We start from the raw sequence: 14,877 nt of genomic DNA on the forward strand, positions 1-14,877 counted from the left end.
AAGATTCTAAGAAAGCGCTTGTTAAAGATTTTACAAACTGTCAAGCACATCCTGCATCCCGCCGTCATCCGGCACCAGCTTGAGATATTTCTGAGCCTGAACTTTCGCCTCTTCAAAGCGGCCCAGCTCCCGCAGCAGATAGGTATAGCTCTCCAGAAATTCTGGATTTTCCTGCAGATCACGGGCCAGCCCGTCGTAGGCTTCCGCTGCCCGGTCCAGATTTTCCAAGGCCTGATAGGCACGCGCCAGATTCCATCGTGTCAGGACATTGTCCACATCCTGCCCCTCAAAAGCCAGAACCTCGTCATAGCGTTCCTGCTCCAAGTAAAGAGTGGTCAGGCGCAGAGCTGCCTCTTCTATGTCATCCGCATTTTCAGCGGCCTGCAGAAGATAGGCTTCCGCTGCCTTCTCATCATGGAGCTCATAGGAGAGCTGGGAAGCCAGCAGCAGGAGGCGGGTATCGAAGGGATTCTTATCCAGACCCTGTTTTGCTATAGCCAAAGCTGCTTCTGTCTTGTGCTCAGCATGCAGAGACAGGGCATAGCCGTATTCATAGCCTTCAAAATCCGGCGAAATCGTGTCCAGCTGCTTAAAATAGAGACTGGCTTTTTGGTATTCCTCCTGCTCGCAGAGCAGGCTGGCCAGTTCATAGACTGCCCTGTCATCATATTCCAGCTCAATAGCCTTTTCCAGAAACTCAATGGCTGCTTCAAACTTCCCCAGACTGGCATAGCAGAGACCGATCCGCTGGTAGGTCGAAACCCCAGTCTGCTGGTAAACGGAGCGGTTATCCAGACTGGCATATTCCTGAATCGCCTGCGAAAAATTCCCCAGCTCCAGATCTATCTCCGCCAGGCCAAAAGTCACCAAGGGCTCCTCGGTCAGCTGTGCTGCAGCGGCCAGTTTCTCTCTGGCCACATCGGGCAGGCCCTCCATTTGATAGAGATCTGCCTTGGCCAGAAGAGCCGCAGGATAGAGCGGACTGTCTGGCTCAATCTCCTCCAGATAGGCAAACGCTTCCTCCAGCTCCCCGTCATCGCTGGCAATGGCTGCCAAGCTGATATAGGACTCAGGATAAAGAGGGGCCAATTTTTCATAAATCCGCTTGGCCTGCGGGAAAAAACCGATACTTTCCAAGTAATCGGCTAGATCCAATAATTCTTCCTGACTGTCACTGGCCAACGCCGCTTCAAAATACTTGTCCGCCTGGACCAGATCTTGATGCTGCAGGGCTTCCAGCATGTTCTGACTATTGCTCACTGGCTTCTCCTATTTCTGCTGCTTGCTGAGAATCATCCTCATAGAGACCGCTGACCTTTCTGTACCACTTAAAGAGAGCGGCAATGGCTACCTTGGCCGAGGCATAGACCGGTATTCCCAAGAATACCCCCCAAATCCCAAACATGGATCCCGATGTCAGCAATACGAATAAAATCGTAATGGGATGAATGCTGAGCTGACTGCCCAGAACCAAGGGAGAAACGAAACGGCCTTCGATGGTCTGCTCAATGATGAAAACAAGGATTGTCTTAGCCAACATGATGGGCCCGCCGGCAATAAGGGCGATAGCCAACGCCGGCAGCATGGCCAGAAAACTTCCCAGATAAGGGACCAGATTGAGGATGCCCGCAATCACGCCCAGCGTCACCCCGTAGCGCAGACCGATAATCTTGAAAAAGATGATAAACATGACCGCCACAATAATAGCAACCGTCACCTGACCGCGTACATAGTTAGCCAGCTGGGTATTGACATCGGTCATCACCTGACCAAAAGAATCGCGAAACTTGGTCGGAAGGAACTGCACCACATAGGACCGCAGATTTTTACCGTCCCGCAGGAGATAAAAGAGGATAAAGGGCATGATAATAATCGCCACCACAATCTGCGAGGTGGTGCTGATGAGATTGCTGGCCCAGTTGACTGCCCGCGAGGAAAAATTGCTGGCCCAGTCTGTAATCTGGCTGGACAGATTGCTGGTAAACTCCTCCAGCTGCGGCTTGACATCCTCCGAGATATAATTTGTCAGCACATTGTCAATAAACCGTTCCGCTTCTTTCAGATAGGCCGGCACATTCTTGACAAAGGTCATCATCTGGTGCTGCAGGCTGGGAATCGCCACAGCCAGCCCCCAGACAATCAAAAAAGCTATCAGCACAAAGACAAGGGTAATGGCCACCAGCCGATTGATTTTATGCCTTTCCATAAAGTCCACAATGGGATTGAGCAGATAATAAAGCAGCCCGGCCAGAATGACCGGCAGCATAATAACAGTCAGAAATTCAAGAATCGGGGTGAAAATAAAGGTGATTTTACTGAGAATAAAAATATTGAGTCCCAGCAGTAAAGTCACTAAAAAGACTGTAATTGCTTTGTTATCTAAGAACCATTTAAAAAACCAAGACAGGCTGAAATCTTTTTCTTTGTGTTCCATATCCTTCTCCTTTACCATGTCACTTCATTGTAACATTTTTTTCAGAAAAATTCTCAGCTCATACTCAAATGCTGTCTATTCCTGCCTAATTGCAGAAGATTTTCCTGGAGATGAAGAAGCAAAAAACGAATGATAAGGGCAGGTGACAAGGGCTCAGCCATCATTCATTCGTTTTCTATTTATTTTGAATCCTTCTCACTGCAGGCAGGCTGTTACAGTTTCGAAGCGCTCTGCTTTGCTGCAGTCCCAGCCAGTCAGCACCCCCCGCTCTCTTCACTATCAACCGCAGCATCCGTAACTCTTGCATCCAAGAGCCTATGAAACTCCTCTTCAGGAATAGAGCTGCTTATAGCCGATGAACATCAAAAACCAACAAGCTAAGGAAGGGCAGCACAGGCTCAAGCACTGCTCTGATCTTGCGGATAGAGCTGCCGCCAAGAAGTATCGTCTGAGGTTTTGGCAGAGGGTTAGCTCTCCATGGACGGCAGAAAAATAGTGAACCGCATGGCTTTCAGATCCACAGCCTCAAACAGATAGCTCAGACCATGCTTGTCCAAAATCTGCTGAACGATGAAGAGTCCCAGACCAGTGCCGCCATCCTTGCGGTTGCGGCTGTAATCCGGCCGGTAAAAAGGCTGAAAAATCTGCTGAATCTGAGTCTGATCCAGTACCCGCTCCGCTTCATTTTCGATGATTAGCTGTCCGCTTTCCAGCCGGAGGACTATCTGTCCGCCCGCCACTGTATAATGAAAGGCATTGTCCAGAAGATTCTTGATAGCCTTGAGCAGGTAAGTCCGATTGCCCTTGACCCTTGCTTCTGCCAGCTCCACCTGAAAATGGTAGTGCCGCACATCCGCTAAAATCCGGTAGCTGCCTAGGTTTTCCTCCAGCAGCTGCTTGAGGGAGAAGACTTCCTGCTCCTTTTCTGTCTGCATCTCCAGCTTAGAAATGGCCAGGATGGATTGGACCAAGTCCGACTGCTCTTCCAGAATTTCCCGGCACTTCTGCAGATAGCGGTCACGGTCCTTGAACTCACCGACTCCGTATATCATGCCGTCAACCATGCCCATCATGCTGGTAATAGGGGTCTTGAGCTCGTGCGAGGTCATGCGCAGAAATTCCGCCTTCTCCCGCTCGCTTTCGGCCACCTTTTCATTTTCCTGCCGCAGGGCCTCCATACTGGTCAGCAGATTGGCGTAGAGGCGATTGATATCATCAGCCAGCTCGGCAATTTCATCCCGGCCTTTGACCGGACAAACCACATCCGGAGCCAGGCTGATCATCTGCCGGGTACTTCTGGAAATAGCCTTGATCCGCTGACTGGAGGCACGGCTGTACAGATAGGCAGCAATCCCCCCCAGACTGAGCGACAGCAGCAGCACAAAGGGGTAGAGATTGAGCAGAATGCGGCTGGCATCCGACACCGGCTGCAGGGAATACTCACCGTTCAGAGTCAGCTCCTGACCATCTGCTGCCGCAATCGTTTCCGTCAGAGTTTTGCTTTCATAGTCGCTGTTGGCAATGGTCGGAACAATGGTCAGCTGCAGAGAATCCTCTGCACCGCTCTCCACAGAAGGATAAAGAATGGTATTGTCCTTGGCCAGCAGCGTGAACCAGATTTGATTGCTTTTTTTGCTGTAGTCCGTTAAGAGTTCACCGATTTCCTGACGGGACTTTCCCTTTATCTGCCGGGCAACCTGATCAAACTCCCGCCGGGCTTCACTGCTTTTGACCTGCTGGTAGTAGAGCGGCATGGCAAAGTAGAGAGAGGCCAGCACAACCGTCACCACGACAAAGATGATAGAGGAGGTCAGAAGAAAATTCTTTTTGACAATTTTCACTCTTCTTCTCCTCCCAGCTGGTAGCCCATGCCGGTGATGGTTTTAAGCGGCAGCCCCGGGATTTTCTTGCGGATATTCTTGATATGGTTGTCCAGCACCCGGCTGTCCAGCTCGCTGTAGCCCCAGATGCCGTTCATCAGTTGGTCGCGCGTCACCAGATGTCCCTTGCGCTTAGCCAGAGCCTGCAGGATTTCAAACTCCTTTTTGGTCAGGGCCATCTTCTGCTCCTGCCAGTAAACCGTACAGTCATCCAGAGAAACCCTTAAATCACCGATGATAATTTCTGAAGGAAGCGCATTTCGGCGCAGGATATTTTCAATCCGCTTGACCAGAATCAGCGGTGAAAAAGGCTTGGTAACATAGTCGCTGATAAGATGGTTAAAGCTGACCAGCTGAGTATACTCATCATCCAGCGCTGTCAGGATCATGACCGGAATCTGTGAGGTCTTGCGGATTTCTTTCAGCACTTCCAAACCGCTTTTAGTAGGCAGCATCATATCCAAAATCACCAAGTCAAAGGACTCTGACTCAAAAGCCTGCAGGGCTTCCCCGCCGTCAAATACCGGCTTAACCTCGTACCGGCTTTCCTTTAAAAACTCGCAGATAACCTGATTGATGGTGCTATCGTCTTCCACTACTAAAATTCTGTGCATACGTTCTTTTTCTCCTTGTACTTGTTTGGCCTTTCCAGCAGCTGGTCCAGCACGCCTGCTCCTGATCTGCTTTTGTGCTCTTGCCGGCTCATTCTCAAACAATGGGATTCACAGTCCCGGCAGCAGCAGACATGAGGGCAGACTCTGATACTCTTTTTATTTTTAGCTTCGCATCCTTCTCTCAAGCGGCGGCAGACGGCAGATTCTTTGAGAATCCACGCCAACCGTCGTTCGCTCCAGCAGCCCCACTATTGGAGCTTGCAGCATGTGGGCTTATTCAAATCGCAGAGCCTCGATCGGATCCAGCTTGGAGGCCTTGACAGCCGGCAGAAGACCAAATACTACTCCTATTATACAACAAAAGAGCAAACTGACAAAGACCGAAAAGAGGGATAAAATATAAGGATAGGCCAGCGATTGCGTAATAGCAAAGCCCGAGGCAATACCAGCAAGCACGCCAATCATCCCGCCCATGAGAGTCAGGATGACCGCCTCAATCAGAAACTGCTTGAGAATGATCTTGCGCCGAGCCCCCAGAGCCTTTTTAATCCCAATCTCACGGGTCCGCTCAGTCACCGACACCAGCATGATATTCATGACACCGATACCGCCGACCAGCAGGGAAATACTGGCAATGCCGGCCAGCAGGACAAAGTTGGACTGATTGAGATTATCCAGCTGGCGCTCAAATTCCTGCAGATTGAGCACACCAAACATATAGTCTGACGGCGGTATCTGCTGGTTGAGATAGTCACTGACTTTCTTGGCTGCCTTCTTCAGATCATCGGCCTTGTGGGTCTGGACTGTCACTTCCGGATTGACATTGATGGTATCAAAAATCCGGTGCCACTGCTGCAGAGGGATATAGGCTGTTTTTTCAGCTCCTGCTGTTAGGCCGCTTTGCTCCTTGGACTCAAAAACCCCGATGACCTTAAAAGGATTGCCCAAAACCTCCACATACTTACCGATGCCGTCTCCCTGAGGAAACAGGCTGTCGTAGAGACTCTTTTCCAGATAGGTCACCTGCTCTTGATTTTTAAAGGCTGCTGACTCAAAGCCCTCTCCTTCCAAGAGGCGCAGCTGCATGATGTCTGCTGCTGTCTGCGAAACGGCCTGGACCTTGCCGGACGACTTCTTGCTCAGATAGTAAAGTTTCTCGTCTGTCCCGTAAGTCATCAGGGCATTTTTGACTCCAGAGATTTCCTTGATCTTGCTTAATACCTCCTCTCCCATAAAAGGGATATAAGAGGGCTTCTGAGCTTGGGCTTTCTCTGGGATAGAGGGATCGATGGCACTTTTCTTGTCGTAGACGACCTTGATGGTATTGTTGCTGCCGCCAATCAGCTGGCGCTTGGTATTTTCCGTATTGCCCTCAATGATGGAAAAGATTGCAATAATGGCCCCAATCCCGATGATAATGCCCAGCATGGTCAGCATGGAGCGCATTTTATGCGACAAGATTGAATTCAGGGCTACAAAAATATCTTCCATACAGCCTCCTCTCTATCCGATGGCCTTGGTCTCTATATTGCCATCCCGCAGGACCACCGTCTCCTTGCATAGCTGGGCTACTTCGGGCTCGTGGGTAATGATGACAATGGTTTTGCCCTCGTCATTAAACTGCTTGAAGAGATCCATAATCTGAACACTGGTCTTAGTATCTAAGGCCCCAGTCGGCTCATCACCCAGGATAAAGCTGGGATTGGTGACCAAGGCCCGCGCAATAGCCACCCGCTGCTTCTGCCCGCCGGACAGCTCCATGGGCTTAAAGCCGCTCCGCTCTTCCAGACCGACCAGCCGCAGCATGTCCATGGCCCGCTCCCTTCTTTCCTTTTTTGAGATTTTCATATAAGTCAGCGGCAGCTCTACATTTTGGCAGGCTGTCAGCTTGGGCATGAGGTTGAAGTTCTGGAAAACAAAGCCAATCTTCTGATTGCGCAGATCGGACAGCTGATTGTCCGACAGCTCAGAGACATCAGTCCCTTCGATATGATAAGAGCCTGAGCTTGCCTTGTCCAGACAGCCGATGATGTTCATCAGGGTGGACTTGCCAGAGCCAGACGGCCCCATGATGGCTAGAAAATCCCCTTCCTTTACATGCAGATCGATGCCTTTTAAAATCGGGAACTCCTGACTGCCCTGCCGATAAGACTTGTGGATGTCCTTAAGCTTTAACATGCTGACCTACCTCCATCCCTTCTTCCATACCCTTTCGCGGTGTCGAAATGGTGTCCTGCAGGCTCAAACCGTCCGTGATCTCTACCAAACGGTCGGAGACTTTTTTGGTCTTGACTTCCTGCATCTTCAGGGTCTTGCCCTCTACCTTCCAGACATAGGTCTTGCCGTTTTTGCTGAAAGTATAGGACTGATTGACCACCAGCTTACCGGCTTCGGGAGCATTTTCCATGATATTGACGTAAGAGTGAGAGCCGACCAGCGGCATATCGCCCCCCTGATCCAGCTCGACAGTATAAGGGTACTTGCCTTGGTTGGGGTTTTCCTGTTGTTTATTCCCACCATTATTATTGGAAGTATTTTCTGCTGTCAGACTGCCGACCTGGGTCACCGTGCCGCTCCAGCGCTTCTTAGGATCTTTGCGGTCCACGACTTCCACTTTCTGGCCCACGCTGAGCTTCTCACGGTCAAATTCGCTGACCGAGCCCTTGACCAGAGTCTTGGACTTATCCATGATTTCGATGAAGTTTTCTTCTTCCTTTTTGGCCTTGGACTGGGTCGGCAGGTCTTCGTTCATAGAGGTAATTGTTCCGGCAGTATCGGCCGTGACGGTATCATACTTCATTCGGTCTGACTCTGTCTGGGCTGTCACCTGAGCCTTCTCAGCCTCGATCTGGGCTGTCGTCACCTCATTGTCCGCAGTCTTGGCATCGCTGAGCGCCTGAGCCAGCTCATCTTCGGCGGACTTGATCTGCTCCAGCAGGGACTCGTCCTGACTGGCATTGTACTGGTCCTTGAGAGCATTGAGGCTGGCCAGCTTGCGGTTATAGGTTTCCCACTTGATGGCAGCGCTGTTTTGAGCCGCCGTAATGCTGTTGGCCTTGGACTGAGCGTCGTATTGAGCCGATTGGGCTGTCAATTCCTGCTCTGTCACATAGGAAAAGAGGGGCTGCCCCTGTGTGACGGTGTCGCCATTTTTGACAAAGACTTCCTTGACTTCCCCCTTAGAAGGGTCAATCTTGACCTTACTGCTATTGTTAGCAACGACTTCCCCAGATAAAACCAGGCTTGTTTTTTTGCTGTTATAGACAGCTTCCTGGACCTTCAGCGAATCAATCTTCCTGTCTGCCATTTGCATGGCCTCCTGTTGATTGACCTGTCTAAGAAGCAGGTAGCCTCCCAGCCCAGCACAAGCGAGAATGACCGCGCTGCCCAATAGAATGGTCTTACGATTCATTTTTTTTCTTCGAAACATATTGCCTCCAGCCTACACGTCTTATACTTTATTTATCAGCTGATCCAGATTCGTCTTCTGGGATTTCCTCACCATCAGCTGGAATCTGAATGACATTGCCGTCTGGCATGGTGTATTCTGTGACTTCCTTGCCGTCAACGGTCTTGGTTTTCTGATCGACCGCGTCTTTTTTAAAGTCCACTTCTTTGCCGTCCATTACTTCCTTATTGTCGGCATTTTTATTGCCGCATGCGGCTAAAAAGAATCCAGACATTCCGATAAGGGCTACAAGCATCGCAAATTTTTTTGAGTTCATTTGTCTTCTCCTTTGTTTGAGCAAGCAGGAAGATGAAAGCTTCCTGACAGTTATTATAGTCTTTTAGTTTGCTTTTAGTACGAGGCAGCGAGCTGCAGACAATACTGGCGTACAGCAAGACGAGCTAACAAAGTAATAAAAGATAAACTAAATGACGATATTTTTTGAACAATTCTATTCTAACAAAGCCATCTATCCCCTTCCTACCCGCTATCTGTTTTTTGTCTGTTTTTTCCTGCTGATACTATCCTTTTGAAAAGCAGGCATATCCTCTGCAAGCAAACCCGCTTATCTGCTTTTATGGTATAATAAGAATAAGTCCAATCTAAAAGAGGTAATGCAATGACACAAACGATTTATTTCGGAACCTATACCCGCAGAGATTCCAAGGGGATCTACAAGGCAGACTTTGACCCCTCCAAGGGAGAACTGGCAAACCTGACCTTGGTCGCCCAAGAGCCCAGCCCCACTTATCTGGCTTTTGATCAGGCCGGCCATCTTTACACGGTAGGCGCAGAAGACGGAGCTGGCGGGATTGCTGCCTACGACCAAAAAGCTCAGCTGCTCAACCATGTCGTCCAAGAGGGGGCTCCGCTCTGCTATGTAGCAGTCGACGAAGAGCGCAGTCTGGTTTACGGGGCCAACTATCATAAGGGACAGGTCTTGGTCTACAGACGCTTGGCTGACGGCCGGCTGGAACTGGCTGATTCTGACACCCATGAAGGCCAGGGACCGCATGCCAACCAAGCCTCCGCCCATGTCCACTATGCAGATCTCACCCCAGACCAATACCTGATTACCTGCGACCTAGGAACTGACCAAGTGACTACCTATGATGTAGCCGAAGATGGAAAAATAACTCCCCTAGACACCTATAAATGCGCCGCTGGCGCTGGAGCCCGCCATATCGTCTTTCATCCTCACTACAAGATAGCCTATCTCATCTGCGAGCTCAACTCAACCATTGAAGTCTTGATTTACGATGGAGTTGGCCACTTTGAGCACCTGCAGACCATCTCCACTCTGCCAGCGGACTTTGACGGAGCAAACGGAACAGCTGCTATCCGCCTCTCTGCTGACGGCAAGTTTCTCTACGGCTCCAACCGCGGCCACGACTCGATCGCTGTTTACAGCATCTTGGCCGACGGCAGCTTGGAGCTGGCTGACATTGTCCCAACTAATGGCCAAAATCCGCGGGACTTTAACATCACCCCAGACCAAAACTATATCATCGCAGTTCACCAAGACTCTGACAACGCTACAGTCTTCAAACGCGATGCCGAAACAGGGAAACTGACCGAAATCTCACATGACTTCTATGTTCCGGAAGCTGTTTGCCTGACCTTTAAATAAACTGCTAAGTCCCGTCACTGCTCCTAGCAGCAAATAATGAAACCTGCATCATGATTCAAAAGACTGCAAAATAAGAGCCCCTGAGAAAACAACTCAAGGGCTCTTATTTTCACTATCTTCTACGAGAATCTCTCTCCTTCATAAAATCTTTTAATTCTTCTAATCGTTCTCTTGTTAGCGATTGAGCAAGAAAAGCTTCTTCGTTAACATCTTTACCTTCATTAAATTCATGCATAGGAACATTATCATACTGCTTTACATTTACTGGTATAAGTTTCCCTTCGCCATAAGTTATAATCTCTATATTACTATCACTAAAAAAAGCTCCATAGTAGTCTTCTCGAACCACTACCGTCTGCCCTTTTTCCTCAAGATAGGCATAATGGCTTACTGGAACATAAATTGTAAAAAATAAGCCAATTATTGGAGAAACTGCCAACAGCAACAAACCTAAAGCAAGAGCAGGATAAAGAACCCATTTGTATCTTTTAATCAATAAATAGAAAGCGAGGAATAAAAAGAGAAAAGCAAGCCACGGACTCAACTGAGGTTTCCACAATATACTGGTAATCAAAAAGAATAAAATAACCACCAAAGGCGCCAGATTCCTCGACTTCCATCGATTAGATACAAGAAGTCCAACAACCAAGAGAATAAGAGCTGGCAACTCTCTGCTTAGAATATAGAGAAGAAAATAAATCATCTCCCGAGTCTCCCTTTACTTTATTCAAAAATCCCTCAAGTCAAGCTTGAGGGACCCTTAATTCATTCAATCTGAATGAATTATTTTTTCAAGTTGTAGAAAGCTTGAAGACCTTTGTATTGAGCAACTTCACCAAGTTGATCTTCGATACGAAGCAATTGGTTGTATTTAGCAATACGGTCTGTACGTGAAAGTGAACCAGTCTTGATTTGACCTGCGTTAGTTGCAACGGCAATGTCAGCGATGGTTGAATCTTCAGTTTCACCTGAACGGTGTGATACAACTGCAGTGTAACCAGCTTCTTTAGCCATTTCAATCGCTTCAAAAGTTTCAGTCAAAGTACCGATTTGGTTCACCTTGATCAGGATGGAGTTAGCAGCACCTTCTTTGATACCGCGTGCAAGGTAGTCAGTGTTTGTTACGAAGAAGTCGTCACCAACCAGCTGTACTTTCTTGCCAAGACGTTCAGTAAGAGCTTTCCAGCCATCCCAGTCGTTTTCATCCATACCGTCTTCGATAGTGATGATTGGGTATTTGTTGACCAATTCTTCCAGGTAGTCGATTTGCTCTGCAGATGTACGAACAGCAGCGCCTTCACCTTCAAATTTAGTGTAGTCGTATACTTTACGTTCTTTATCGTAGAATTCTGATGACGCGCAGTCAAATCCGATGAATACGTCTTTGCCTGGTACATAGCCAGCAGCTTCAATCGCAGCGATGATTGTTTCTACGCCATCTTCAGTTCCTTCAAAGCGAGGAGCAAATCCGCCTTCGTCACCAACGGCAGTTTCCAGGCCGCGTGATTTGAGGATTTTCTTCAGAGCGTGGAAGATTTCAGCACCGTAACGCAGCGCTTCTTTGAAAGTTGGAGCGCCAACTGGCAGAATCATGAACTCTTGGAAAGCGATTGGAGCATCTGAGTGAGAACCGCCGTTGATGATGTTCATCATTGGAGTTGGAAGAACTTTTGTATTGAAGCCGCCAAGGTAGCTGTAAAGCGGAACTTCAAGATAGTCAGCAGCAGCACGTGCTACAGCAATAGACACACCAAGGATTGCATTGGCACCCAGTTTTCCTTTATTAGGAGTACCGTCAAGAGCAATCATTGCACGGTCAATAGCTTGCTGCTCACGGACATCGTAACCGATGATTGCTTCAGCAATCACATTGTTTACGTTGTCCACTGCCTTTTGTGTACCAAGACCACCGTAACGGGATTTATCTCCATCACGAAGTTCCACAGCTTCATGTTCACCAGTAGAAGCTCCTGAAGGAACCATACCGCGTCCGAAAGCACCTGATTCAGTATAAACTTCTACTTCAAGTGTTGGGTTTCCGCGTGAGTCGAGGACTTCGCGAGCGTAAACATCAGTAATAATTGACATTTCTTACTCTCCTTATTATTTAAAATTATTTACTAGTCTATGATACCCTAAAAACGCCTTTTTTTCAAGGAAAAATAATGGCTTTGCATAAAAAATCACAATAATTTGCTTGCAAGCGATTGCAACTCCCTGATAAAAAGGGATTTGCAGATTTCCAAAGAGAAAAATCAACATAATTATGTTATACTGGAAGCATGACAGACATCGATAAAGTAATTATGGAAAAAGCAAACGGCGGCGCTAAATGCAGCCCTGATGAACAGCGGAAATACTTAGAAACATTTGAAGAACGCGTCATTGCCGACTGCTCAGTTGAAGAAGCCAACAGTTCGCTGATTCGCAGTCATTTTAAGGAAATGCTGGTGAAAATCATAGAGGACTACAGCCCTGTGACCGTCAAAATCTCTCCCCAAGTGGAATCCAGCAATCAGATTTTCTATCTGAAAACAGCCAAGGAACTGGGCTGCCAGGCCAGCATCGTTTCAGCTGACTGCCAAGCCTCTCCTTTCGGTCTGGTCATTCACAGCGACCAGCCGGTGGAGGTGGACGAAAAAGAAATGCTGCGGCACTTTGCCGGCCTCCTCCATACCGAGGAAAAAGCGGCCCTGCAGCAGAAAAAGCCTTCTTTCTGGGAGAAATTATTTAAATAAATGAAAAACATTGACAGACTGCTGGCCTTTTTTGAGGCCGAAAATCAGCGAGACTGGGACACATATCAGACTTTTCTGGCCGAGCAGGTTGTCTGGGAACTGCAGAGCGACAGTCTTGAGGTCATCTGTGGGAAAGCGGACTATCTGGCTAGGATCCAAATGGCCTACCGGAATAACCCTGTTCAATTCCAATGCAGCCATTATCATCTCAGTCCTGACCAACATCAGATTGTCACCATTTTGAAGAATAATCTCGGTGACCTCTCGTGCGACATCTTCTATTTTGAAGACGGCTTGATTGTCAGAGAAAGGGAATATGTACTGAAAAAAGCGGACTAACCGCTTTTTTTCATCTTCAGTACATTGCCAATGTTTCTGGCCGTTCGAATCAGGTTGACCTCAGCCTGCGCCAGAACGGCGGGCAGGCTGTCGGCCTGAGCCATGATGGGAAAAGCCGCCGCTATATTTTCTGCCGGAAAAGCTGGCAAATCTGCTGCTAAACTGCCGCAAACAGCCAGTACCGGTATGCCTTGAGGCGTTCTCCGGGCGATACCGACTGGAGCTTTCCCGGCCAAGGACTGACGGTCCATCCGTCCTTCACCCACGACTACCAAGTCTGCTTTTTTGACTCTTTCATCAAAATCCAGTAAATCTAGGCAGGTTTCAATGCCTGAAACGATTTTTCCGCCGGCAAAAGTGACCAGGCCCGCAGCCATCCCGCCTCCGGCGCCTGCTCCTGCCAAACCGAAAACAGCTGGATTGGCCAACTCATAAAACTGCCTCATAGCCTGATCGGTCTGGGCGAAGAGCAGATCCGGCAGCCCCTTTTGGCCGCCGAACATATAAGCTGCTCCCTGAGGACCGCAGAGAGGATTGGTCACATCCGTCAATATTTCAATCTCCAGCTCTTTCAGGACGGCAGGGACATGCTGAGCAGAAATCCGGGCAGCCCGGCCCAGAGAAGAGCCGACCGGCCGCAGCACATGCTGATCACTATCGTAAAACTCATAGCCTAGGCCTGCTGCCAACCCGATACCGCCGTCATTGCTGGCCGAGCCGCCGACCCCGACCAGCATCTTTCTGACCCCTTCACCCGCCAAATGGAGAATCAGCTCTCCCAATCCTCTGGTCTCAATTACTAGGGGATTTCGTTTTTCCTGCGGAATGGAGGCCAGACCAACCAAATCAGCCATTTCAAAAAGAGCCTGCTGACCTTGTCTGGCATAAGTCATCTTGACCGGCTGGCCAAAGGGGCCGGTCACCGTATGATAAAACTCAGCCCAGCCCAAAGCAGCTGCCAGCGCAGCCATGGTCCCCTCACCGCCGTCGCCAATCGGCAGCAAGTCAAAAGTCGCATCCGGCAGCGCCTGCGAAAATCCCTCCTGTAAAGCCTGCGCTGCCTGCGGAGCCGACAGGCTTTCCTTGAAAGAATCCGGTGCAATCAGAATATGCATACTTGCCTCCTATTGCTCTCTCTGATCCAAGAGGTCAATCACCCGATAGAGATTGCACTCCTCAATCCGATAAGGCGCCTGCTCGCACACAATCGGCTTGGCCATAAAGGCAATCCCCAGTCCCGCCGCCTGAATCATGGGCAGGTCATTGGCTCCGTCTCCCATGGCAATCGTTTGATTTAATTCCAAATCATTTTCTGCTGCCCAGGCCTGCAGCATAGCCAGCTTGGTTTCCTTGGTGACAATCTCCCCTAATACCTGACCGGTCAGGCAGCCTTGTTGGATTTCCAGACGATTGGCCTTGACATAGTCAATCCCCAGCTGCGCAGCCAGACTGTCTACCGTTTCGTGAAAACCGCCCGACACCAGACCGACCTTATAACCGCGTCTATGCAGCTCATTGACCAGCTCCTGAGCCCCTGGCGTGAAGTGGATACGCTCCGCAATCCGAGAAAAGATGCTGTCTGGCAGGCCTTTCAGCAGAGCAACCCGCTCACGCAAGGCTGCCTCAAAGTCCAGCTCTCCTCGCATAGCCCGCTCCGTAATAGCTGCAACCTGAGAGCCGACTCCTGCTTCCTCTCCCAGCAAGTCAATTCCTTCTTCCCTAATCAGGGTACTGTCGACATCCATGACCAAGAGACCTTTTACCTGTCGCATCATTTCACCTCATACTTTCCAT

Annotated in this window: 15 protein-coding genes; 3 read left to right on the top strand and 12 right to left on the bottom strand. The window is 49.2% G+C overall.

Annotated features, from left to right (window positions below; genetic code table 11):
• Window positions 1-30 precede the first annotated feature (30 nt).
• The 8 genes from DHL47_RS03265 to DHL47_RS03300 form a co-directional block, all read right to left on the bottom strand.
• Window positions 31-1,260, bottom strand: coding sequence for a tetratricopeptide repeat protein (locus tag DHL47_RS03265; protein WP_209550887.1), 1,230 nt, complete (start codon window positions 1,258-1,260; stop codon window positions 31-33).
• A complete protein-coding gene (locus DHL47_RS03270; RefSeq protein WP_128835984.1) occupies window positions 1,250-2,434 on the bottom strand; it encodes an AI-2E family transporter in 1,185 nt (394 codons plus the stop codon). The genes DHL47_RS03265 and DHL47_RS03270 overlap by 11 nt, the downstream gene beginning before the upstream one ends.
• A gap of 467 nt (window positions 2,435-2,901) precedes the next feature.
• Window positions 2,902-4,275 carry a sensor histidine kinase gene (locus DHL47_RS03275; RefSeq protein ID WP_209550888.1) on the bottom strand — a complete coding sequence of 458 codons (1,374 nt, stop codon included), beginning with the start codon at window positions 4,273-4,275 and terminating at the stop codon, window positions 2,902-2,904.
• Window positions 4,272-4,928 (bottom strand): response regulator transcription factor, encoded by a 657-nt coding sequence (locus DHL47_RS03280; protein WP_209550889.1) that lies wholly within the window; start codon window positions 4,926-4,928, stop codon window positions 4,272-4,274. The genes DHL47_RS03275 and DHL47_RS03280 overlap by 4 nt, the downstream gene beginning before the upstream one ends.
• A 273-nt stretch (window positions 4,929-5,201) precedes the next feature.
• Entirely contained in the window at window positions 5,202-6,419 is a 1,218-nt protein-coding gene (locus DHL47_RS03285; RefSeq protein ID WP_209550890.1) for an ABC transporter permease, read from the bottom strand.
• Between the two features lie 12 nt (window positions 6,420-6,431).
• The gene (locus DHL47_RS03290) at window positions 6,432-7,106 is read right to left on the bottom strand and encodes an ABC transporter ATP-binding protein (RefSeq protein WP_128835980.1); all 675 of its coding nucleotides are present in this window, start codon (window positions 7,104-7,106) and stop codon (window positions 6,432-6,434) included.
• Window positions 7,093-8,358 carry an efflux RND transporter periplasmic adaptor subunit gene (locus tag DHL47_RS03295; RefSeq protein ID WP_209550891.1) on the bottom strand — a complete coding sequence of 422 codons (1,266 nt, stop codon included), beginning with the start codon at window positions 8,356-8,358 and terminating at the stop codon, window positions 7,093-7,095. Before DHL47_RS03295 ends, DHL47_RS03290 begins: the two co-directional genes overlap by 14 nt.
• A gap of 28 nt (window positions 8,359-8,386) precedes the next feature.
• Window positions 8,387-8,653: a hypothetical protein gene (locus DHL47_RS03300; RefSeq protein ID WP_128835976.1), complete on the bottom strand. Its 267-nt coding sequence runs from the start codon at window positions 8,651-8,653 to the stop codon at window positions 8,387-8,389.
• Between the two features lie 342 nt (window positions 8,654-8,995).
• Between DHL47_RS03300 and DHL47_RS03305 the strand changes: the two genes are divergently transcribed.
• The gene (locus tag DHL47_RS03305; protein WP_128835974.1) at window positions 8,996-10,006 is read left to right on the top strand and encodes a lactonase family protein; all 1,011 of its coding nucleotides are present in this window, start codon (window positions 8,996-8,998) and stop codon (window positions 10,004-10,006) included.
• A 112-nt stretch (window positions 10,007-10,118) separates the two neighbouring features.
• On the opposite strand, the gene DHL47_RS03310 is transcribed toward DHL47_RS03305, so the two are convergent.
• Both DHL47_RS03310 and eno read right to left on the bottom strand, forming a co-directional pair.
• Window positions 10,119-10,709, bottom strand: coding sequence for a hypothetical protein (locus DHL47_RS03310; protein WP_209550892.1), 591 nt, complete (start codon window positions 10,707-10,709; stop codon window positions 10,119-10,121).
• Between the two features lie 80 nt (window positions 10,710-10,789).
• Window positions 10,790-12,094, bottom strand: coding sequence for a surface-displayed alpha-enolase (gene eno, locus DHL47_RS03315; RefSeq protein ID WP_128835969.1), 1,305 nt, complete (start codon window positions 12,092-12,094; stop codon window positions 10,790-10,792).
• A gap of 194 nt (window positions 12,095-12,288) precedes the next feature.
• On the opposite strand from eno, the gene DHL47_RS03320 reads away from it, so the two are divergent.
• Both DHL47_RS03320 and DHL47_RS03325 read left to right on the top strand, forming a co-directional pair.
• Window positions 12,289-12,744 carry a DUF1694 domain-containing protein gene (locus tag DHL47_RS03320; RefSeq protein ID WP_128835966.1) on the top strand — a complete coding sequence of 152 codons (456 nt, stop codon included), beginning with the start codon at window positions 12,289-12,291 and terminating at the stop codon, window positions 12,742-12,744.
• Window positions 12,745-13,083, top strand: coding sequence for a nuclear transport factor 2 family protein (locus tag DHL47_RS03325; RefSeq protein WP_209550893.1), 339 nt, complete (start codon window positions 12,745-12,747; stop codon window positions 13,081-13,083).
• On the opposite strand, the gene DHL47_RS03330 is transcribed toward DHL47_RS03325, so the two are convergent.
• Complete coding sequence (locus DHL47_RS03330; RefSeq protein ID WP_209550894.1) at window positions 13,080-14,198, bottom strand: glycerate kinase; 1,119 nt, start codon at window positions 14,196-14,198, stop codon at window positions 13,080-13,082. The genes DHL47_RS03325 and DHL47_RS03330 overlap by 4 nt on opposite strands.
• Before the next feature lie 9 nt (window positions 14,199-14,207).
• Window positions 14,208-14,855 carry a phosphoserine phosphatase SerB gene (gene serB / locus DHL47_RS03335; RefSeq protein ID WP_128836316.1) on the bottom strand — a complete coding sequence of 216 codons (648 nt, stop codon included), beginning with the start codon at window positions 14,853-14,855 and terminating at the stop codon, window positions 14,208-14,210.
• Window positions 14,856-14,877 lie beyond the last annotated feature (22 nt).

Origin of the sequence: Streptococcus panodentis, assembly GCF_017884005.1 — a bacterium.
In the GTDB taxonomy this organism is placed as follows: domain Bacteria; phylum Bacillota; class Bacilli; order Lactobacillales; family Streptococcaceae; genus Streptococcus; species Streptococcus panodentis.

Excerpts from the sequence above, each read along its gene's own strand:
- DHL47_RS03300 (WP_128835976.1), bottom strand. The coding sequence starts at position 8,653 with ATGAACTCAAAAAAATTTGCGATGCTTGTAGCCCTTATCGGAATGTCT.
- DHL47_RS03295 (WP_209550891.1), bottom strand. The coding sequence starts at position 8,358 with ATGTTTCGAAGAAAAAAAATGAATCGTAAGACCATTCTATTGGGCAGC.
- DHL47_RS03285 (WP_209550890.1), bottom strand. The coding sequence starts at position 6,419 with ATGGAAGATATTTTTGTAGCCCTGAATTCAATCTTGTCGCATAAAATG.
- DHL47_RS03305 (WP_128835974.1), top strand. The coding sequence starts at position 8,996 with ATGACACAAACGATTTATTTCGGAACCTATACCCGCAGAGATTCCAAG.
- DHL47_RS03330 (WP_209550894.1), bottom strand. The coding sequence starts at position 14,198 with ATGCATATTCTGATTGCACCGGATTCTTTCAAGGAAAGCCTGTCGGCT.
- DHL47_RS03310 (WP_209550892.1), bottom strand. The coding sequence starts at position 10,709 with ATGATTTATTTTCTTCTCTATATTCTAAGCAGAGAGTTGCCAGCTCTT.
- DHL47_RS03320 (WP_128835966.1), top strand. The coding sequence starts at position 12,289 with ATGACAGACATCGATAAAGTAATTATGGAAAAAGCAAACGGCGGCGCT.
- eno (WP_128835969.1), bottom strand. The coding sequence starts at position 12,094 with ATGTCAATTATTACTGATGTTTACGCTCGCGAAGTCCTCGACTCACGC.
- DHL47_RS03270 (WP_128835984.1), bottom strand. The coding sequence starts at position 2,434 with ATGGAACACAAAGAAAAAGATTTCAGCCTGTCTTGGTTTTTTAAATGG.
- DHL47_RS03325 (WP_209550893.1), top strand. The coding sequence starts at position 12,745 with ATGAAAAACATTGACAGACTGCTGGCCTTTTTTGAGGCCGAAAATCAG.
- serB (WP_128836316.1), bottom strand. The coding sequence starts at position 14,855 with ATGCGACAGGTAAAAGGTCTCTTGGTCATGGATGTCGACAGTACCCTG.
- DHL47_RS03290 (WP_128835980.1), bottom strand. The coding sequence starts at position 7,106 with ATGTTAAAGCTTAAGGACATCCACAAGTCTTATCGGCAGGGCAGTCAG.
- DHL47_RS03280 (WP_209550889.1), bottom strand. The coding sequence starts at position 4,928 with ATGCACAGAATTTTAGTAGTGGAAGACGATAGCACCATCAATCAGGTT.